The 21,757-nt window shown below is 38.2% G+C and carries 17 protein-coding genes; 13 read left to right on the top strand and 4 right to left on the bottom strand.

Going from position 1 to position 21,757, the window contains the following annotated elements:
* Positions 1-55: 55 nt before the first annotated feature.
* From ACQ86H_RS17195 to ACQ86H_RS17230, 8 genes are read left to right on the top strand one after another with little or no spacing between them, the layout of a single operon-like run.
* On the top strand, positions 56-1,303 hold the full coding sequence (locus ACQ86H_RS17195; RefSeq protein WP_431291868.1) for an efflux RND transporter periplasmic adaptor subunit: 1,248 nt from the start codon (positions 56-58) through the stop codon (positions 1,301-1,303).
* A gap of 24 nt (positions 1,304-1,327) precedes the next feature.
* Positions 1,328-2,767 (top strand): TolC family protein, encoded by a 1,440-nt coding sequence (locus ACQ86H_RS17200; protein WP_431291869.1) that lies wholly within the window; start codon positions 1,328-1,330, stop codon positions 2,765-2,767.
* A 26-nt stretch (positions 2,768-2,793) separates the two neighbouring features.
* Entirely contained in the window at positions 2,794-3,459 is a 666-nt protein-coding gene (locus ACQ86H_RS17205; protein WP_138823580.1) for an ABC transporter ATP-binding protein, read from the top strand.
* Positions 3,460-3,468: 9 nt separating this feature from the next.
* The gene (locus ACQ86H_RS17210; RefSeq protein ID WP_431291870.1) at positions 3,469-3,972 is read left to right on the top strand and encodes an ABC transporter permease; all 504 of its coding nucleotides are present in this window, start codon (positions 3,469-3,471) and stop codon (positions 3,970-3,972) included.
* Between the two features lie 47 nt (positions 3,973-4,019).
* A complete protein-coding gene (locus ACQ86H_RS17215; protein WP_431291871.1) occupies positions 4,020-4,700 on the top strand; it encodes an ABC transporter permease in 681 nt (226 codons plus the stop codon).
* Between the two features lie 19 nt (positions 4,701-4,719).
* A complete protein-coding gene (locus ACQ86H_RS17220) occupies positions 4,720-5,901 on the top strand; it encodes an ABC transporter permease (protein ID WP_431291872.1) in 1,182 nt (393 codons plus the stop codon).
* A gap of 18 nt (positions 5,902-5,919) precedes the next feature.
* Positions 5,920-7,293, top strand: coding sequence for a sigma-54-dependent transcriptional regulator (locus ACQ86H_RS17225; protein ID WP_431291873.1), 1,374 nt, complete (start codon positions 5,920-5,922; stop codon positions 7,291-7,293).
* Positions 7,277-8,548: a sensor histidine kinase gene (locus ACQ86H_RS17230; protein ID WP_431291874.1), complete on the top strand. Its 1,272-nt coding sequence runs from the start codon at positions 7,277-7,279 to the stop codon at positions 8,546-8,548. The genes ACQ86H_RS17225 and ACQ86H_RS17230 overlap by 17 nt, the downstream gene beginning before the upstream one ends.
* A 38-nt stretch (positions 8,549-8,586) precedes the next feature.
* Here the strand turns inward: ACQ86H_RS17230 and ACQ86H_RS17235 are convergent, their stop codons facing one another.
* Positions 8,587-9,054: an Lrp/AsnC family transcriptional regulator gene (locus ACQ86H_RS17235; RefSeq protein ID WP_431291875.1), complete on the bottom strand. Its 468-nt coding sequence runs from the start codon at positions 9,052-9,054 to the stop codon at positions 8,587-8,589.
* A gap of 577 nt (positions 9,055-9,631) precedes the next feature.
* Between ACQ86H_RS17235 and ACQ86H_RS17240 the strand changes: the two genes are divergently transcribed.
* The 5 genes from ACQ86H_RS17240 (at position 9,632) to ACQ86H_RS17260 (ending at position 16,035) form a co-directional block, all read left to right on the top strand.
* The gene (locus ACQ86H_RS17240; RefSeq protein ID WP_431291876.1) at positions 9,632-11,623 is read left to right on the top strand and encodes an XrtN system VIT domain-containing protein; all 1,992 of its coding nucleotides are present in this window, start codon (positions 9,632-9,634) and stop codon (positions 11,621-11,623) included.
* Between the two features lie 511 nt (positions 11,624-12,134).
* A complete protein-coding gene (gene xrtN / locus ACQ86H_RS17245) occupies positions 12,135-13,472 on the top strand; it encodes an exosortase N (RefSeq protein WP_431291877.1) in 1,338 nt (445 codons plus the stop codon).
* Entirely contained in the window at positions 13,469-13,948 is a 480-nt protein-coding gene (locus tag ACQ86H_RS17250) for a hypothetical protein (RefSeq protein ID WP_431291878.1), read from the top strand. The genes xrtN and ACQ86H_RS17250 overlap by 4 nt, the downstream gene beginning before the upstream one ends.
* A complete protein-coding gene (locus tag ACQ86H_RS17255) occupies positions 13,935-14,711 on the top strand; it encodes an oxygenase MpaB family protein (protein WP_431291879.1) in 777 nt (258 codons plus the stop codon). The genes ACQ86H_RS17250 and ACQ86H_RS17255 overlap by 14 nt, the downstream gene beginning before the upstream one ends.
* 733 nt (positions 14,712-15,444) lie before the next feature.
* Positions 15,445-16,035, top strand: a complete 591-nt coding sequence (locus tag ACQ86H_RS17260; RefSeq protein ID WP_431291880.1) for a GIN domain-containing protein — start codon at positions 15,445-15,447, stop codon at positions 16,033-16,035.
* A gap of 305 nt (positions 16,036-16,340) precedes the next feature.
* Here ACQ86H_RS17260 and ACQ86H_RS17265 read toward each other — a convergent pair whose 3' ends face one another.
* The 3 genes from ACQ86H_RS17265 to ACQ86H_RS17275 all read right to left on the bottom strand — a co-directional run bounded on the left by ACQ86H_RS17265 (position 16,341) and on the right by ACQ86H_RS17275 (position 21,743).
* Complete coding sequence (locus tag ACQ86H_RS17265) at positions 16,341-17,606, bottom strand: PA domain-containing protein (protein ID WP_431291881.1); 1,266 nt, start codon at positions 17,604-17,606, stop codon at positions 16,341-16,343.
* Between the two features lie 256 nt (positions 17,607-17,862).
* The gene (locus ACQ86H_RS17270) at positions 17,863-20,178 is read right to left on the bottom strand and encodes an arylsulfatase (RefSeq protein ID WP_431291882.1); all 2,316 of its coding nucleotides are present in this window, start codon (positions 20,176-20,178) and stop codon (positions 17,863-17,865) included.
* Between the two features lie 44 nt (positions 20,179-20,222).
* On the bottom strand, positions 20,223-21,743 hold the full coding sequence (locus ACQ86H_RS17275; protein ID WP_431291883.1) for a RagB/SusD family nutrient uptake outer membrane protein: 1,521 nt from the start codon (positions 21,741-21,743) through the stop codon (positions 20,223-20,225).
* Positions 21,744-21,757: the final 14 nt, after the last annotated feature.

Consider the following 21,757-nt stretch of genomic DNA (forward strand, 5'->3'; position numbering starts at 1 on the left):
TAAACAGCAACTTAACAATGGCATCCCTATTGTAAGCCTGGTATAAATTATTTAAATGGACAAACTCATTGAAGAAGAAGTTTCTTCGAAAAGGAAAAAGAAAACTTACCTCATCATTTTTATTATCATCATTATTCTGGCGATGATCATCTGGTCGGTGCGGTTTTATTTTAAGCCATCGCTAACCGGTGCCGATATTACTACAGCCAGGGTAGAGACCGGAATAATCGAAAATACCATTAATGCTACCGGCGAGGTACTACCTGAATTTGAAGAGGTTTTAACAAGTCCGATAAACGCATCCATTAAAAATGTCTTAATGGATGCCGGTAACAAAGTAAATAAAGGTCAATCGATTTTATCACTTGATAAATCGGTGAGTCAAACGGATTATGGCAAACTTCAGTTTCAAATGGAATCAAAAGAAAATGAGATCCGTAAGCTGAAATTAGATCTGGAGAAAAGTTTTTTCGATATCAAATCCAATAACAGCATTAAACAATTACGGATCAGTAATCTTAAAGATGCGGTTTCTTCAGCTAAAAGATTATTAAAAGCCGGCGGCGGAACAAAGGAAGATGTAGAACGCGCTGAACTTGACTTAAAAGTTGCTGAACTGGAAAAACTTCAACTGGAAAATGAGATTAAGAGCAAACAACAGACTATGAAAATCGAAATCAGGGAAGCTGAAATTGCTTTGGCCATCCAGAGGAATGATCTTGATGCGCTAAAACGAAAACTCGATCTGGCCGATGTAATTGCAACAAGGCCCGGCGTAATTACCTGGGTAAACAAAAACATAGGCTCTAGTGTACATGAGGGTGATGCTTTGGTCAAAATTGCCGATTTAAGTGGCTTTAAAGTTGCCGGAAGCATGTCTGATAACCTGCTGGATAAAATCCATAACAATATGGCTGCCATTATCCGCATTGGCAATACACAGTTACGCGGCTCCATTGTAAACATCTCTCCTTCAGTAAGCAACGCTATTGTTTCATTCGACATTCAATTGAACCAAAAAGACAGTAAAGAACTTCGCCCAAACCAAAAAGTTGATGTTTTTCTGGTTACCGCCACCAGAAACGGGGTATTAAGGATTGCCAATGGTCCGGCATTTAATGGCTCCAACCTACAAGAAGTTTTTGTACTTAAAAATGGAATTGCCGAACGCAGAACCGTTAAAACCGGTTTAAGCAATTTCGATTATGTAGAAATTTTAAGCGGACTAAAAGCTGGTGATGAGGTAATTACCTCAGATATGGGCAATTACAAAAACACAAAAAACATAACCATCAGTAATTAAGACTATGCGGGGAAATTTTTACTTATGGGTTTATTGATCATGGTTACTTTAAAAGGTTTTGCATTTCCAAAAACAGACACCTTGCAATTCACCTTACAGCAGGTTGTGGAAATGGCGAAGGCAAATTCTATTGCCGCCAAACAGGCCATCACCGTAAAGGAAACCAAATATTGGGAATGGCGCACATTTAAATCAAATTACCAGCCACAACTCGCTTTGGAAGGGATTTTGCCTGGATATACCAAAACCTACACACAGGTTCAACAGCCCAACGGAAGTATACTTTTTCAACCTGTACATTACGATAACTCCTCACTGACATTAAATTTTAGTCAGAGCATAGCCGCTACCGGAGGAAACATTTATGGGACCACACAGTTACAGCGTTTTGACGATTTCGACAGAAAAAGTGTGCTGTACAACGGAATCCCCTACGGCATTGGTTATACACAACCCTTACTACAGTTTAACAGCCTAAAATGGGACAAAAAAATAGAACCATTAAAATTCAATGAAAGCAAACAGGTTTTTATAGAAACACAGGAAAAAATTGCCATAACGGTTACAGAGTATTTTTTCGATTTGTTACTGGCACAGGTTAACCTGAACATTGCCGATTTAAATTATGGGAATACCAAACGCATTTTAACCATTGCCGGTACAAAATTCGAATTGGGCAAAATCTCTAAAAATGAAATGCTGCAGCTTCAGTTAGAAGTGTTAAATGCGCAGAAAGCAGTGGGTACCGCAAAACGCGATGTAGAAATTGCCACCTTAAACTTGCGGAGTTACATTGGCATTGAAGGCGACGACAGGATTAAACTGCAGATGCCTGCAGTAGTGGCCCAAATGACCGTCATTACAGATAAAGTTCTGGCCGAAGCTTTCGAAAACCGTTCGGATGCTATCGGCTTTATCCGCCGTTTGGCCGAAGCCAAAAGAGATGTAGCAAAAGCAAAAGGCGAAAATGGCTTAACTGCAACCTTGAGGGCTAACCTTGGTTTCTCTAATGCAGCAAACAGCGCGTTCGACATTTACCGCTCTCCAAAAAACCAGCAATCTGTCGAATTAAAGCTTGCTATCCCTGTAATGGATTGGGGAAGGTCAAAATCGCGGACCAAAACTGCTCAGGCCAACGAGCAATTTATCACCTATGCTGTAGAGCAGGATAAACAGACGTTTAAACAACAGATTGTAACGCAGGTAACGCTTTTTAACATGATGAAAGAACAGATTCTGCTTACTGATGAAGCCGAAAAGATTGCTGCTGAAAAATACAAAATTGCCAGCGAGCGGTATGTTCTGGGCAACCTGAGCATTACCGACCTCAGTATCGCCTTTCAGGAAAACGACAGAGCAAAACGCGATTATGTTTCATCCCTGCGCGATTTCTGGGGCGCTTACTACCAGCTCCGTTACCTCTCGCTTTACGATTTCGAAAAAAACAGAAAAATAACCTATTAATAAATCTTAATTACTAATTATACACTATGATTCGCTTACAAAACATTGAAAAAGTTTACCGGACCGATACGGTAGAAACACTTGCCATCAACGGAATCAGCCTGGATATTGCCAAAGGTGAGTTTCTTTCGATCATGGGGCCATCGGGCTGTGGTAAAAGTACGCTCCTGAATATCATGGGTTTACTGGATGAGCCATCAAAAGGAAACATTGAAATCGACGAACAGGATATCAGCCGGTTTTCAGATCAGAAACTGGCAAAATTCAGAAATCAAAAACTGGGTTTTATCTTTCAAAGTTATCACCTGATCAATGACCTTAGGGTACTGGACAATGTAGAATTACCCTTATTGTACCGTACTTCATCAGCCAAAGAACGAAAAGTGCTTGCTACTGCAGCTTTAGAAAAAGTTGGGTTAAGCAACCGCTTAAAACATTTCCCAACGCAGCTTTCGGGCGGTCAGCGGCAGCGTGTGGCCATTGCAAGGGCTATAGTTGGCAACCCACAGATTATTTTAGCCGATGAACCCACCGGAAATCTAGATAGTGCTATGGGGAACGAGATTATGGATATCCTGATCAACCTGAATAAAAATGAAGGCACCACCATTGTTATGGTAACGCATGATGAAAGTATGGCGCATAAAACACACCGCCTGGTGCGTCTGTTTGATGGTTCACAAGTTCAATAATCCGAAGTTATGCTAAAAAACTACTTTAAAATAGCCTTGGCTGTATTGAAACGGAGAAAATTCTTCACCTTCATCAGCCTGTTCGGGATTAGCTTTACGCTCACCATTTTGATGGTAGCCACCGCTTTTATGGATAAAATTTTAAGTCCTGATTACCCAGACTATAAAAGAATCCGCTCTCTTTATGTTTCCACAATGGAATATAAAAACACCAAAGAAGGTTGGATGAACAGAAGCGATGTTTCTTTTTATTTTTTCGAACATTATGTTTCTACCTTAAAAACGGTGCAAAAGATGGCCATTTCTTCCAATGCAAAAGCATCAAATGCTTATGTAAACAATAAAAAACTGGTAATCGAATACAAGTACACCAATGCCGATTACTGGAATGTACTGGAATACCGGTTTTTAGAAGGCAAAGCTTTTCAACAGAGAGAAATAGACAATGCAGAATTGGTTGCGGTAATCTCTGAAGAAACAAAAAAGCTTATTTCGGTGATACAAAAACGGTAATTGGCAAATATATATCAGCCGATAACATTAACTACAGGGTAATTGGAGTGGTAGAAAATGTATCGAAAACGCTTTATAATTTTAGTGGTGATATGTACCTGCCCTATACGATTTCAAAAGATTATAAAAACATTGATTTAATGGGGGGATACAATGCCATATTGCTGGCAAAAAGTGAGGCTGATGTGCCTAAAATGAAAAAGGAATTTGATCAGATGGTTAAAAAATTACCATTACCAAAAGATTTCGACAAAATATATTGTAACGCCGATCCGTTTTTTGCCAATATAACCAGAAGAATCGCAGGTGATGGAACTTCGAATGGCTTAACAAAAGTGGTTTCGATCATTAGTCTTTTTACACTGTTGTTTTTATTGCTGCCCACCATAAACTTAGTCAATATCAATATTACAAGAATTATGGAACGTTCCTCTGAAATTGGGGTACGCAAAGCATTCGGTGCATCTTCTAAAACCTTAGTATACCAGTTTATTGTAGAAAATCTAGTTCTTACTTTTTTAGGTGGCGTGATCGGGATTATTTTATCAGTAATCGTTATTCATTTGATCAATGGTGCAAATCTTATCTCGAACATGCGCCTCAGCATGAATTTTACCGTATTGTTTTACAGCTTAATCGCCTGCATATTTTTTGGTTTATTTTCGGGTGTTTACCCCGCATGGAGAATGTCTAAATTAAATGTTGTAAAAGCCCTTAAAGCACAGTAAACCATTAAAATATATTATTATGTTTAAACATTTATTTAAATTGATATGGAATAAACGGAGACAGAATTTCCTGTTTCTTTCCGAAATACTAGTTTCTTTTCTGGTTATATTTGCGGTTTTTTCATTCCTCACTTACTATTACCAGAATTATAGCAAACCATTAGGATTTGATTATAAAAGAGTTTGGTGTATTACTTACGATAATGGAGCTCTAACCAAAAATAATGATTCGCTAAAAATTTTCTACGATAACCTTCAAAAAGCTTTAAAATCAATGCCTCAGATAGAAGGAATTGCATACTCTGGCGCTAACTACCCATATTCAGATTCTTTTTCGAGTACGGGTTTAACACAAAATGGAAAAAAGTTTAATTATATAGCTAATTATACCGTTGGTATTGATTACAAAAAAGTATGGAATGTACCATTATTGGAAGGCAGATGGTTTTTACCAGAAGATGCAGTTAGCAATAATAAAAATATCGTTATCAATGAAACACTTAAGAAACAGCTTTTTGGTAATGCACAAGCAACTGGGAAATTAATTGGTAATTACGATGAAAAAGAGAAGTTAAAGGTAATTGGAGTGATGCAAGACATTAAAGCAAGTGGTGATTTCTTGCCTGCTGGCAGCGCTATTTTTAACCCAATTGATACTTCTTTTCATAAATACACCCACAATATTTTAATAAAAGTGCGCGAGGGTACAGATGCTACCTTTGAAAGCCAGCTGTATAAGTTTATGGCAAATACAGTAAAAAATGCGGTGGAAATACAACACCTGGATGAAATGCGCGATAAGAGAAATAAGCAAACCATTATCCCAATGGTTATTTTTATCATTATTGCCAGTTTTCTGATTATTAATGTTGCATTGGGTTTATTTGGGGTATTGTGGTACAACATCAATAAAAGGAAGGGAGAAATCGGCTTGCGCCGGGCTATCGGTGCAAGCGGCCGAACTGTTTCTTATCAATTGGTGATGGAAGCGATCATATTGGCTACCATGTCGTTACTGGTTGGTTGTTTCTTTGCAATCCAATTTCCATTACTCAGTGTTTTTAATGTTCCCGCAGGTGTTTACATCATTGCGATGCTTTTATCGGTGGCATTCATTTATTTACTGGTTTTGTTCTGTTCGTTATATCCCGGTAAACAGGCGGCCAGCATCCACCCTGCTATTGCATTGCACGAAGAATAACTTATCTTAACTTCGTATATGATATTAATTGTTGATGACGATATAGCTGTACGTACTTCGCTTTCGCTTCTTTTAAAAAACACAGGAAATGAAATTGTGAGTACAGATAGTCCTGTTCAGGCTTTTGAGGTGGTAAAAACCCAAAAGCCTGAACTTATTATTTTAGATCTGAACTTTTCTATTGGTACTTCGGGCAAAGAAGGTATGGATCTGCTCAAAAAAATCAGGAATTTCGATGCTGCTTTACCTATAATATTGATTACGGGCTGGGCGAGCATCGAACTTGCGGTACAGGGAATGAAACTGGGCGCAAACGATTTTATCAATAAACCATGGAATAATGACTATGTACTACAGTCGGTAGAAACGTTACTACAGTTAAACGGCAAAAAAACACTATCAAGAAGCCGAAAAGAGCTCGATAAAAAGTATAATTTTAAGCAGATTATTGGGGAAGATCCGGGTTTGCTGGCCATTCTCGAAACCATTGGACGTGTAGCATCTACCAATGCCTCAATTTTGATTACAGGTGAAAGTGGAACGGGAAAAGAGCTGATTGCAGAAGCCATCCACGAAAACAGCAACCGCATGAACAAGCCATTTGTAAAAGTAAACCTGGGCGGCATTTCTTCCTCTTTATTTGAGAGTGAAATGTTTGGCCATGTCCGGGGTGCGTTTACCGATGCCCGTTTTGACAGAACCGGCCGTTTTGAAATGGCAAACAAGGGCACTATATTTCTGGATGAAATTGGCGATCTTGAAGCTTCGAGTCAGGTAAAACTATTAAGGGTACTGCAAGACAGAACTTACGAGGTTTTGGGTAGCAGCCGCACTAAAATAGTTGATACCAGGGTAGTTTGCGCCACCAATAAAAACCTGAACGAAATGGTGGCTTCGGGCCTGTTCAGAGAAGATTTATTGTACCGGATCAATTTAATCACCATTCATCTGCCTGCTTTAAGAGAACGTCCATCAGATATTCCATTACTTGTAAATTTCTTCATTAACAACATGAAAGAGATTTATAACCGTCCTGATTTGTCCGTCTCCTCAGCGGCAATGCGCTGGTTGCAACAACTGGCCTTGCCAGGAAATATCAGGCAGTTAAAAAACCTGGTAGAGCGAACAATATTGATCAGCCATAAAAATGAATTGGGAATAGATGAATTTCAATCTCAACTGAATTTATCTCCTTTAAGGAACGAAAAAATAAAATTGCCTGGCGTTGGCACAATGACTTTAGACCAGATGGAAGCTGAGATGGTTAAACAAGCCATGAGTTTCCATAAAAACAGGATTACAAAAGCCGCTGCATCTTTGGGCATTACCCGAAATGCACTTTACCGCCGGTTGGAAAAATATCAAATCCCTTTTAATGAAACTGAAGACTAAATATATCCTCTTTTTAGTGCTGCTCCACCTTATTTGTCTGGTGATGAGCTACTTCATTTTTAAAGAAAATAAGCTTATTTTCTTGCTTGCTGAGCTACTTATTATCATTTCGATATTGATTTCGCTGAGTTTATACAAACAGTTGATTGCGCCCCTTACCTCTTTGAGGCAGGGTGTTTCGGCAATAAAGGATAAAGATTTTAATGTTAAATTTCTATCTACCGGCAAAAAAGAAGTAGATGAACTGGTAGATGTTTACAACCGGATGATCGATGAACTTAGAACTGAACGGACCAAACAACAGGAACAGCACTTTTTTCTCGAAAAACTGATTCAGACCTCTCCTACCGGCATTATTATATTAGATTACGATAAGCAGGTTAAACAGATTAACCCAAAAGCGACTGAAATTTTAACCGACAACCAGTATCTGCTTGAAAAACAAATACATGAAATAAAAACAGGCAGTTCTAAAGTAGTACGCGTTAACGGGCTGCATACCTATAAGATCCAGAAATCAAGATTTATTGACCGGGGTTTTGAGCGTATTTTTATCATGATGGAAGAAGTAACCGCCGAAATTTTTGCGGCAGAGAAAGGTGTGTACAGTAAAGTGATCCGAATGATGGCACACGAAGTAAACAATACCGTTGGACCAGTAAATTCGATCATCAATACCGCGCTATCACAACAAAACCTGTGGCTAAACGAACAGGACTATTCCTTAAAAAATGCATTAAAGATTGCTGCAGACAGGAATCAGAACCTAAATATTTTTATGCGCAACTTTGCGGATCTGGTTAAACTACCAGCGGCAAACAGAAAAAGAATAAACCTGGTTGAGCTGATAAAATCGGTTACCCAACTTATGTATTTTCAGGCAAACGAAAAAAATATCAAAATTGATTTCGAAGGCACCCATGAAAGCTATTTTATCTCGGCCGATGTTGAACAAATGGAACAGGCACTGATCAATATTGTTAAAAATGCAATTGAAGCCATCGAAAATACAGGAAAAATTACATTAACACTAGATCAGTCTAAACAAATGCTCACGATATCAGATACCGGAAAGGGAATCTCTCAACAAGATACCGAACAGCTGTTCAGCCCATTCTTCAGCACTAAAAAAGATGGACAGGGAATTGGACTGACCTTAGTGCGCGAAATTCTTTTAAACCATGGCTTTGATTTCTCGCTAAAAACAATACAACCTAACGAAACACAGTTTTCAATCAAGTTTACATTAGGTTGATTGGTTCGGGATCATCAATTAAATACTTATTTTAAGCCCTATACAGGCAGAGCAGTTTCGCGTTTGGCCTGTGTAATTACTAGTGAACTATTCAGGGTACCTATATTATCTAAACGCCCCAATTTATTGGTTAGAAAATCATTATAAGCGATCATATTTCTGGCAACAACCTTGAGCATAAAATCGAAGCCACCTGTAGTGTGGTAACATTCCAGTACTTCATCCAGTTTATTTACCTCCTGCTGAAATACCATAAAGGTATTAACAGAATGATTGGTAAGCTGAACCTGCAGATAGCAGATCATACAGTTATCGAATTTATTGGGATCAATTAATGCCACAACAGAAGAAATGAATCCTAAACGTTCCAGGCGTTTTACGCGTTCCTGAATCGGAGATTTTGAAAGATGTAGTATAGCGGCAAGTTCTTTATAGGTCAGCCTTGCATCTTTTTGTAATAGTGTTAAAATATCTCTATCTGTTTGGTCAGGGGTGTATAATTCCATTATAGTGGTTAGTCTATTTATTTCTTTTAGGCTTAGTTTTATAATGAATACCCAAATATATGAATACTCTCCTATTAACTCTTATGCATATCACAAAAAAAAGAACAAAATTTCATTAAAAAGTATCATTAAAAATACAAACAAAATTAAATTCCGCCAAAACCTACCCAGCAGGACATTTTCCGTATTTATCAACCGCCTTCGTTTTAATTGTCAATCAGAAGGATATTTGTTTAACAAATGAAGGAACTGCTAGTAGCAGTGCGTTTATTTAGTTTAGTTAATGATAACAAAAGCGCCAGCGCGATGCTGGCGCTTTTGCTTTGTAGTTTATCCAAATATAAACTCGCTCCAAATGTCAACCTGCACCATCATCTTTAAGTGCAACCTATCTTCTATTTCCAATCTCAATACAAGAAGATAAAAAGTTCATCATATCAAAAATCTTCAACTTTTTTTGGAATGTTCAATTTTTAGTACTTACTTTGAAATACAAAGCACTTTACAAAACAGCAAAAAAGCTGTTTTTTTTATTCATATTAACTTTGAAATACAAAGCACTTTAAAAACCAAAAACATGAATCAATTGAATAAATTACGCTCACAGGATTCCCTATACTTTGGCGGATTAATTATGGTAGCCATTTCTGCAATCACTTTTGGATTAACCATCAATATCGAACAGGAAAATAGTACAGGTGTATTTTTTGTTAACTATGCCCTTTCTGCAGTTTATCAAATATGTTTAATTGTACATCTTTTTTCGAATTATAAATGGCATTGGGGGCAAGGAAAATTACACCATACGGTTTTATTACTCATTCTATTATTCATTAGCGCATTTAGTTTAAACCGCGAAATGAATGTATTTGATAGCTCAGTAACATGGTGCTCAATATGGATTATCCTGTCGGTTGTTACGCTAATCCTTGCCTCGAACTTTAAATTGGTCCTTTTACAAAAATTCAGGTATGTTCTCTTCTTTTTTGTTGGATTAGCCCTGATGCTTTTTATTTATTATTCAATATTTCTATTTCCGCTCTATTTCATCAGTTTGATTGGTTTAGTGGCCTTAGGCATTTCAATTCATACTTATGTTCCATTATTTTTAACCATCATTACCATTGCCCTTATCACAAAGGCCATACGCATCGATAGAAAATTGTGGTATCCAACGGCAGCTGGTTGCCTATTACCCCTTATCGTACTAACCTTTTTCTCATTAAAATGGCAACAAACCAGTGAAAAAATAAACTCGATAATCAATAGAAATAGTCTGAATGATTCGAAATTGCCTGCATGGGTTGAAGTGGCCCAGCAACTTGAACCAACTTTTGTTACCGAACGTTTATTGAAAACAGGATTCGTGTATCACGAAGCGGATATAGACCATCTTTTTTTGGTAGGGATGCCTAACAGATCATTTGACGAGAAACAACAACATGATCCATTAGTGGTGATTGCTACACTATTGTTTAAAAAACCTAACCTTGATGAAAAAGAAAGAATCAATATTTTAAAATCATTACATCGGGCAAGGCATCAGGCGCAAGAGCGTTTATGGGCAGGTGACCACCTCGAAACCATAAGTACAATCAATAACATTAGATTATTTCCGGCCTATCGAATGGCTTATACCGAAAAAACAGTAATGATTAAAAACAATGCTAAGTCCTCCTGGAGCAGTCAGGAAGCTATTTACACTTTTAATCTTTCAGAGGGTTCGGTTGTTTCTTCATTATCGTTATGGATAGCGGGAAAAGAAGAAAAATCGAGGTTGACTACAAAAGCTAAAGCAGATTCTGCTTATAATACCATTGTAGGTGTAGAACAACGTGATCCTTCTGTAATTCATTGGCAAGAGGGCAATACCATCACAGTACGGATATTTCCTTGCACGCCTAAAGAAAATCGCAAGTTTAAGATTGGTGTAACCAGCCCGCTGCGGAAAGAAGGAAAGCAGCTGATCTATCAACCAATATTTTTTGAGGGTCCGGTTGCCAGCAATGCTTTAGAAACTACCCAACTCACCTGTTCAGGCAAAATAACGGGATTAAAACTACCCAAATCTTTTAAAGAAATCGATCGGAATGTTTATTTATCTGAAGAAAAACAGCAATTGAATGCAAGTATTTCATGTTTGGCACCTCCATTATCAACAGCAGCATTCTCTTTTGCTGGCAGCAGTTATCAACTCGCCAATTACAATAAAAAATATAACTCATTTAGTCCAGATTGCATATATCTGGACATTAACCGTAGCTGGAGTAAAGCAGAATTCGATTCGGTTTGCATGATGGCGCAAGAAAAACCTGTCTATGTTTTCGATCGTGCGATGATTAAACTTACACCGCAAAACCGCGAAGAGCTGTTTAACAAGCTTTCTGGCTACACTTTTAGCTTGTTTCCAATCCAGGAAATAAGCGCTCCCGAAAAAACATTACTCGTATCGAAGGGAGGTGTACAAACCCCTAACCTAAACGACCTGGGGGATAGCCATTTTAGCAAGGAACTTGTAAATTATTTAAAAGTGCCAAAACAGATCCATTTTTTAACCTGGGATTATTAGAAAGCCCATATCTGAAAGCATTAAAAGAACTTAGGGTATTTAACTATTCGTCTGGAAGTATGGAAGCTCTGGATAAATTAATGGCCAATCATATATTTATACAGAATCAAGAAAATGAGCAAACTGTTGTAATTGAAGATGCAGCTTTAATGATAAAAAAGCAGATAATGTACAGACTCAAAATGCCCCTAATCATTTGTTACGCTTATTTGCCTATAATGATATTATGAAAAAAGTAGGCCCGGATTTTTCTCGAAAAATTACATCAAACCTGATTTAGTTGCAGAGGCAGAGCAAGCTTTCATTGTATCACCCGTATCGAGCTTAATCGTACTCGAAACACAAAAAGATTATGATCGTTTTAATATTGAGGAGAACAAAAACAGTTTAAAAAATGCTTCAATGAAATCATCAGGTGCCGTGCCAGAGCCACACGAGTGGGCACTTTTTGCCCTTTGCTTGAGCTTTATTAGCTATATTTTTTTAAAAGGAAAGATAAAAAGGCTATAGTATGTTAGCTATCAATCTCAAAAAACCAGTCTTTCCCTTTGTGTTTGTGGGAATAAGTTTCGTGTATTTTATTATACTATTATGGTTTCTACCTGGCTTTTTAAACTGGGGTATAAATTTATATACAGGACTCCTGCTTTCTCCATTTATCTGCAACTTTAAAAGCGGTCAATTCTCTTTAAGGTACTTAATTCCTGCTGTTATAACAATTGTTTTTGCTATTTGTATACCGGTGAAGACCTTCTTTTTTATTGCGTTGTTATTTGCGACATTATTATTTATAGAAAATAGCCTGGGCAAGTTAAGCGAAGCTTTTTTGTTTTTACTTTTTCTCCTTTCTCCGGTATTTAAATATCTTATTTCCACTGTCGATTTCCCCATCCGCTTATGGCTTACCACCAAAGTAACAGCGCTTCTTAATGCAATAGGCATGCAAGCTACTGCCGTTGGGAACATTATCGAACTCGAAAAACATAGTTTTGCAGTAGATCCGGCCTGCGCAGGCTTAAATATGCTCGTTATTTCGCTCATCATCTGTTTATTCTTATTGGTATATTACCAAAAACAGACAGATAAGCAGTTACGATTTATACTGGTTGGCGGATTGTTTTTCCTAACTATCGGATTAAACATCTGCAGCAATTTTTTCAGGATCTTGTTATTGGTATTTTTCAAAAGTATGCCTGGTACCATTTCTCATGATGCGATCGGGCTAATCTGCTTGTCTATTTATGTTATTTTGCCGTTAATATTTATATCGAAAGCTATAATCAAACGTTTTTCGACGGTCAAGCAGCTTTCTAATCAAAGCAGCTCAGTAAGTTATAATATCAGGTTTCAGTTATTACATATCACCTTATTGGCTTTGCTTATTTTTATTGCCCGAAATATTATAAAAGCCGATCAATTGACGCCTATTAACAATCAAATTCAATTATCCGGCTTTAAGAAGAAACAATTGGAAACAGGAATATCCAAATTCGAAAATAGCGAAGCCCTGATCTATATCAAGCCTGCGGCATTTTATGTTCCCGGGCACGACCCTAAACTATGTTGGACAGGAAGTGGTTATGATTTTAATAATATTAAAAAAGAAAAAGTAGCCAATACTGAAATTTACACCGCCATCCTCAGCAAAGGAACTGATCTGATTTATGCTGCCTGGTGGTTCGACAATGGCACGGTTAAGAGTATTGATCAGCTATTTTGGAGATGGACTGGAGCAACAGGATCAAAGCTTTTTTATCTGATAAACGTAAATGCGAACAATCGTAAAGACCTTCACCATCAAGTGATGCAATTACTGGCAAATCAACATTATTTAACTGGCAAGCGATGAATGCGGAAGAACAAAAACTAAGGTTACACGTCAAAATATATATCTGTACAATTATTGCTGGATTGGCGATAAGCGGATTAACGGCTTTTCCGTTAGAAACCGAAATAGCTTATTTGGTTAAACACATTGAAACATGCCCAATTAGCCTTAAAAACTGGCTTAGAACAATTTATCAGGCCATTAAAACAACCAATCTGTATTATCCGTTTTTAAGTTATGGCACCGATTGGCTGGCTTTTGCCCATCTCATGTTGGCCGTGCTTTTTATCGGTCCATTAAAAGACCCTGTAAAAAACAAATGGGTGATCGACTTTGGTATGATCTGTTGTATTGCGATTATACCATTGGCTATAATTGCGGGAAATATCCGTCACATCCCGGTATTTTGGCAAATGATCGATTGTTCTTTTGGCATTCTCGGAATTATCCCGTTGATACTATGCCGAATCAACATCAAAAAAATTGAAATATTATAAGCGCATTATGGACTTTGTAGATAAACATTCCATCGTAAGGAAAATATGGGGCAATACGGATGTTATTCTTTTTATTTTTGCCGGTGCCGCAGCAGAGTTTAGCCTGAATAAATCTGTTGATTGGTTATATTTTACCGGTAAACTGCCTAAAAATCCATTGGGAAGACTGTTTTCTACGGTTGGTTATGCGCAGAAAATCGTATTTTCTACTTTAACTGAAGCCCATGCAGCGATAGATCAGATTACGATAATTCATCGGCATGTTGAAGCTGGAAGAGGTGCTAAAATTCCAGATTGGGCCTATCGGGATGTATTATTTATGCTGATTAGCTATTCCATCCGCGCTTTCGAAGTGCTGGAAAGAAAACTCACTTTAAAAGAAAAAGAGGAAATATTTACCACTTTCTATCGAGTTGGGCACCGCATGGAAATAAACGGACTTCCTACTAATTTTGCGGACTGGAAAATGATGCATGAACAACAGTTACAGGAAAATTTAATTTATAGCCGCTTTTCTCATGATCTTTTTGATCAGTACAAAAAACACCTGGGTTTTCTGAGATATTCGTTAATGCGAAAAATACAAGCACTCATCGTTCCGCTTAAAGTGAATGAATTACTTAAACTGGGGGAAGGAAAAACTATTAAACAAGTGATTACTTTATACAAAATAAGCAGGAAACTCAAGTTGAACAAACCTTTAAGAAACCTGATTCTGCCTGCTGCTTACAAGGCACAGATTCTGAAGCTCGAAGCTTTTTAAGCATAATGAAGCTGTATCAAAAGTTAAATTCGATTCGTATTGTCACTTTGAGCTTAGCCTATACTGGGCTTGACGAAGTATCGAAACGCCCTGCCAAGGCCTATTTAATTTAGTCCTTCGACAGGTTATCAATGAGAGAATCCAATAAAATGGTCGTCATTATAAGTAACCATCAGGTCTGTGGCCTGGAAAAAAATAGGAATGATGTCCTATATGCGCTTTCTAACGTATTAGGTTTAAGATTTTATATGCTGCAAAACTCATTGAGCTAAGATGTCTGAGGTGGTCGTAAAAATTAAAGACTACGCAGTTTAATTAACCGCCTTAGACACCTAAAAACATCTGATCCATAAAATAATCCTTTAAGCTTTCACACCATACAAGAACATGTAAACTTGTATGGTCCTCAAACGTCTTATATGGTCAAAAAAATAACACTAAATATCAGTTGTTACTTAAGCGTCATTATAAGGCACGAAGCAACTAATCTCGCTTTTAACCGGAGTTCTTTATTAACGCTATAAAAAACTGTTCGCTGTCGCACATCAACTGTTCGGAAATGAACAGGTCCCGACAAGCCATGAGCAAAAAATATCGCTTACAGAGCGATTAAAGTCACATTTACATTTTGGCACTAGCTTGGTTAACCATGCAATTGAATAATATTGGTGTAAGCTGATTCATATTAGCAGACCACCCTAACATAAAAAATTTAATATTTAATAAACACAACATGAAAACCTCAATTAAAACGCTAATCACTATGGTATTTGCCGTAATAACCTTAATGGTTACCCTTCCAAATGTAAAGGCTGCAGAAAAAAGCACGACATTACTTTATAAAATTCAAAATTTTAGAAGGATTGTGATAAAGGGCAATGTAGAAGTGATGTTGGTTCAGCGGCCAACTGTTGGAGTATCTTATGCAGATGATAACACGGGTAGTGCGAAAGTTACGCAACAGGGAGAGACCCTGCGCATTACCAGCCCCGATACAGAAAAGTGTAAACTTATTATTTATGTAAACGATATCTACCGCATTGAGGCCGATGAAAATGCTGTAGTGAAAACAGAAGCAAAACTTACTACGAAATTTCTCCAGATCATTCTTAAAGGGAATGCCTTTGCCGATATTGATACCAGTAGCGAGGGCTTGTATACGGAAATTCTCGACAAAAGCACATTAAAACTCAAAGGCAATACCAATCGCCATACGCTGGTTATGAGCAAAGCACCAAATTTGACTATTGATCATTTTGGGGCGACCCAAACAGACATTATCCAGGTGGGAACCGGGGAAGAAATTGCTGCGCTTGTTCATTAGCTTATAAAAATAGTAAATCAAAAGGGAAAAGATCCTTAAATGCTTCTTTTCCCTCAATCAATTTGTATTTAGCGGTCGTCATCCTGAACCGGGCCTTAGCGAGCTCGCCGAAGGTAATTTATTTCAGGGCTTTTCTTCAATAAAAGATGCGAACCACGTCTACTTGTAAAACAAGTTCTGCATGACATATTATCCAGTCTTGCAAGTGCTTAAGTGTAAAATTATAGAGCGTGTTAATCGATCTTTTTTTCAACTTTAATGCACTAAGCTAATTTAACCGTATCACGCAACCCGATTTAATTTCATTACAAGTGATTCGCCAATTCTAATTCAATTGCATTCCTGATCAGTAAAGCAGTTTCTTCTAATATTTTTGGCGATGTAGCGGTCTGGTCATCAACTGTTGTGTGAAAATAAGGATTAAAATCGGGGCCAACAAAACCGAAATAAGAAGCGTACCCGTATTTTTTGGCTACACTAAGCTCTCCTAATGCAACATCCTTCAGCTGAGTAATCGATCTGTTATCAAAGGTTTTATGGATTGTATTCTCCATATTTGAGCTATAATAAACTCTTCTTTTAGGATCAGCAGCATCAAGTTTTTTTATTCCGTCTGTTGTTTTTTGATAAGCATTTATGGCAAAACTTGCACCTAAATGCACCCACAGCCTAACATTTTCTGGCTTTGGTGCCCTTTCATCAATAAATACATGGGTTCCCCTATGATCTTCCAGTTCGTGTGATGAATTTGCGATAAAAACAAAGGTATACGGTGGTTTGGTAATGCTTACCCATTCGGCAATGGCATTAAAAATTGCAATTCCAGGTCCACGTTCTCCACCACAGGTAAACCAGCCGCTAATTGGAGTAGAAACAATTATTTCTTTTTTGCCAGATCCAATTTTGGCAATTACATTACGTGCCTGTACGTCTTTTAAACTGCCTTTAATCTGAAGGGAGGCTGTGGTACCGCTGATTAACTGCGCGCTATCTTTTGGCGCAATCTGAACCACAGGGATTTTCCATGATGCACCTGGTTGGGTATTTAAAGCTGCTATTTGGCCTGCATCATTATCCACAATCAAAATTATAGCGCTGGCATGCCGGGCAATCAAATAATTAAACCGATCGATTTTTTCTAAACGGTCAATGTATTGACGGTCTTCTTTTTTCAATCTGATGATGGCAATTTTTCCCGAAACAGACTGTTTGTTCTTATCTGCATCAACTAAAACAGCATTTAAAGAAACATTGGCCTGGGCAACAGGCCAAAGCGGAAACACATTTAATACTTTATCTCTTACTTTTATTGAAGAACTTTCCAAGAAATACTGCTTCACCGGAAAATAAAGGTATTCGGTTTTATACCCTAATTTATCCAGTTTATTTTTTAGCCATGCTGATGTTTTGTTGTCGCCATCTGTCGCAGTTCTATGAATCCCAAAATCAACATATTGCTTCACATCAGCAAACAATTTATTTCCATTAAAAACAGGATTACCGGCTTTATCCTGAGCCCATGTGTTTTTTGCCAAAACAGCGAGCATAAAAATTCTGAGTATTATTTTCATTTTTTTTCGATTTGAGAAATTGTTATAAAACAAAAAGGGGCTGTCTCAGAAATGATTTTGGAGATTTTAGACAGAATAATATTTTGAAAGGTCGTCATTCCCGTGAAAACGGGAATCTTAATACGAGAGAACGGCAACTAAGTACCTATCAAAGCATTAAGATGCCCAGTCAAGCTGAGCATGACGACATCGCCAAATTTAATTCTTTTGCCAGCGCTGAATCTGTTATTTTGAGACAGCCCCGTTGTTTATCGTCTTATTTATATTCAATAGTGATGTTGTTTAACTTTCCGGTAAAGTTAAAGGGTGCTTTGTAACGATCGGTTACAGTCGAATTTCTGTCTGCACCTACATCTATCCCATCTTTATATATTGCAATTCTACCTTCTGCAGCAACAACATTACGCTCGCCTACTTTTTTATCATTGATATAAATAGCCTCAGTACCTGCAGGTGCATTTTTATCTTTACTTTCGTGAGCCGGCGCAGTGAAATTAAATTCGAACTTCAGTTTTGATCTGCCCAGCGAAACCGGAACATTCGATTCCAGATACTTTACGATGCTGCCTGTGTTATGTGCCACTACAAATTTTCCATCTTTGATAAATAAACTTAAGCCTTCAAATTCAGAACCGGTAGCAAATAAAACCCCTTGCGCTCCTGCCGATTTGATATCAACATCTGCAGTAATAGAAAATGCATCGTTCTGGAACTGTGGTCCGCTAAGGGTTAAAAACTGCTCAATACCTGGGTAAAGCACCACCTTTTTATCAAGACCAAACGGGCTGCGGGCCCGCCCGCCGACGCTGTGGCCGAGGGCATTGTCATTTAATGGAAATACATTATACTTAATGGCCTCCTGCTCAAAAAGTGCCTGTAAGTCTTTTACTTTTTCAGGGTATTTTGCGGCTAAGTTAATCCGTTCGTTAAAATCTTCATTCAGGTTATAAAGTTCCCATACATCTTTATTAAAATCACTCCCGGATTTATGAAAAACAGAAGCTTTCCAGCCGTCTTTCACAATAGCCCGCTTTCCAAATAACTCATAGTATTGAATTTTGTGTCTGTTTTCTGCATTAGCATCTTTAAACGAATAAACCAAACTCGTCCCTTCAATCGGTTTCTGTATACTTCCTTTAATAACTTCAGGAACCTTTGCCCCCGTTAACTCATATATGGTTGGTGCAATATCAATTACATGCCCGTATTGACCTCGGATATCACCTTTTTTAAGCTGACCATTTGGATAATACACAATAAGCGGCTGATGTGTACCTCCCTCACTGTTCGGGTCTGCTTTCCATAACCTGAACGGTGTATTGGTTGCCTGCGTCCAGCCTGAAGGTGCATCTTCAAAAGAATGTTCTGTACCTAATTTATCAATATTTTTATATAACGCTGCAACTTGTTTATCTTCATCCAGTGAGCTGATATAACCGTTTAAGCTACCATGCTCCGGGCTGTGACTTGATCCGTTATCACCAATACTTACCAGTATCACCGTGTTATCTGCCTGTCCGATTTCTTTTACATAGTTAACAATGCGGCCAAACTCGTAATCCGCATGCGTTAAGAAACCTGCATAAATTTCCATAAAACGGGCATATACTTTCTTTTGCTCTGGCGATAAGCTATTCCAGGCTTTAACCGTAGGATCGCGATCGGGCAGTACAGCATTGGCGGGTATTACACCCAGTTTTTTCTGACGGGCAAAAACTTCTTCTCTATACCAATCCCAACCTTTATCAAATTTGCCTTTATACAAATCGCTCCATTTTTTATCTACCTGATGCGGAGAATGAATAGCACCGGTTGCAAAATAGAGGAAGAAAGGTTTATCATTTGCAATGGATTTTTGATTTGAAATATAGTTGATTGCTTTATCAGCAAGTAAAGTGGTCAGGTGTTTCCCATTAGGTTCAGGATCAACAACTTTAGTGTCTTCGTAAAGATTTGGATGATACTGATCGGTATGCCCCAGTTGAAATCCATAAAAGTGATCGAATCCCCGACCAACAGCCCATCTATCATACGGGCCAATTGCTGTAATTTCATTAATCGGCGCAACATGATATTTACCTATAGCGAAAGTGCTATAGTTATTTTCGTGCAGTACTTCGGCAATTGTTCCCTTATCGGCTGGCATAATTGCGTCATAACCAGGGAAACCACTCGAGCTGTAATTTAAGGTCCCCATATGTACCGAATGGTGGTTACGGCCAGTGAGCAGTGCAGCACGTGTTGGAGAACAAACCCCTGTAGAGTGGAAATTGGTATAACGTAACCCATTATTGGCCAAACTATCCAACACCGGCGTTTGCATTAAACCTCCAAAAGCACTCGATGTACCATAACCGGCATCATCAATTAAAAATACAATTACATTTGGCGCACCCGCTGGCGCTTTTTTCTTTTCGGGAAAATATTCCTGAGATTCGGCTGCTGTTCTGCCAATTTTGCCTTTAAAACCCTGATCGGATGTTAATGGTTTTGATGTTTGTGCAGATGCTGCTTGAAATATCGATGATATTAAAATAGCTGCTCCCGCAATCTTATAATGTATCCTTTTCATAATACGTATCATTTAAAGTTTATGGTTTTCTAAAAATTTGTTTCTTACCAGCCTGGGTTTTGGGTAAGTTTTGGGTTTCTATCAATTTCACCTTGTGGGATGGCGTATAAATAATGTCGCGCTGCTACATTCGTTTTTCCAACGAGTTTCAGGTTCTTAAGTAAAATCCCTTTCCCTTCAGGACCAACTCCTGTAACTTCGGTTCCCGTCTGGCGGATCAGGTCGAAATACCTGTGGCACTCTCCTACCAGTTCCAGGCGGCGATCCAGATAAACAGAATCCCTGAACTGATCTTTGGTTAATCCTGTTGTTAAATCGGCCAAACCGGCCCTTTTCCTGATTTTGTTGATTGAAGTATAAGCTTTGCCTGTTGGCCCGTTGAGTTCATTTTCAGCTTCAGCGTCTATCAAAATCACTTCCGCAAAACGCAAGATGTTCATATTGGCATCAGAGTTTCCGGTGCTGGCATAATTAGGATCCCAGTTTTTATTGATAAAAGGAACAGAATCGCCAGGCGCATTGATCGTTGCATACTTTTTGCCGTCTGTCGGACTGGTATAATAGGTAACAAATGATACACGCTTTCTTTTATCCTTACTTGAATAAAGTTTGTACAAGCTGAAAAAATTATCGCTTCCAACGGTATAAAAAGCCAACTGATTTCCATAGGATCCTTTTAATCCGGGAACACCGGAGCGGATATCACTTGAGGTAATTAAGTGACCGGTACTGATCGTACTTCCTTTTATCTGTGCGGAAAAGATGTGCTCTTTTCCATTTTTATAGGCTGGGAGAAAAACCTGCGCATAATCATCAAATAATGCATATCCATAAGTACCTGTAATTACAGCTTCAGCATATTTTACCGCATTGGCCCAATCTCTTCTGGTTAAATACACTTTGGATAACAAAGCAACCGCTGCACCCTCGGTAGCGCGACCTGCTTCGCCACTTGAGCCCGCTTTGAACAAAGAGGCAGCGGTTTCCAGATCATTGATAATCTGCAGATAAACCTGTTCTTTCGGTGTTCGTGGCACCTGCAGTTCAGCAATGCTCAACTGTGTCTGGTCTTTTAACAGCAATGGAACATCGCCATAAAGCCTGACTAAATTGAAATAATAAAAGGCCCTCAAAAATTTAGCCTCACCAAGTAAGCGGTTTTTAAGTTTGCCATCCATTTCTATGGCGGGGATTCTTTCCAGGGCAATATTCGCTTTATTAATGCCCTCGTAATGTTCCGTCCAGATTTGTTGAATACGCAAATTTGTAGAAGCATGGGTTAGCTTGGCAAGTGCCCTTACTTCTGCATTTGGAGAGCCAGGACCAGCATCCAGATCATCCGTGAGGAAATCCAATCCTGTATAAAACAACCGGTTATATATCGGCTGTGCGCCTGTACTATTGTCAACCATTGGATAATATATGGCATTAACAGCAGAAATGGCATCTCCAGCTGTTTTGTAAAATTGCTCTGGCGAGATGAATGATTTTGGGTTTTCATCCAGTTTTACGCAGGCTGAAAGACTGGCAACAGCAATTGCCAACAGAAAATATTTTATTTTCATCGTAATAAAAATTA

This window comes from Pedobacter sp. P26, assembly GCF_050632135.1.
Taxonomy (GTDB): domain Bacteria; phylum Bacteroidota; class Bacteroidia; order Sphingobacteriales; family Sphingobacteriaceae; genus Pedobacter.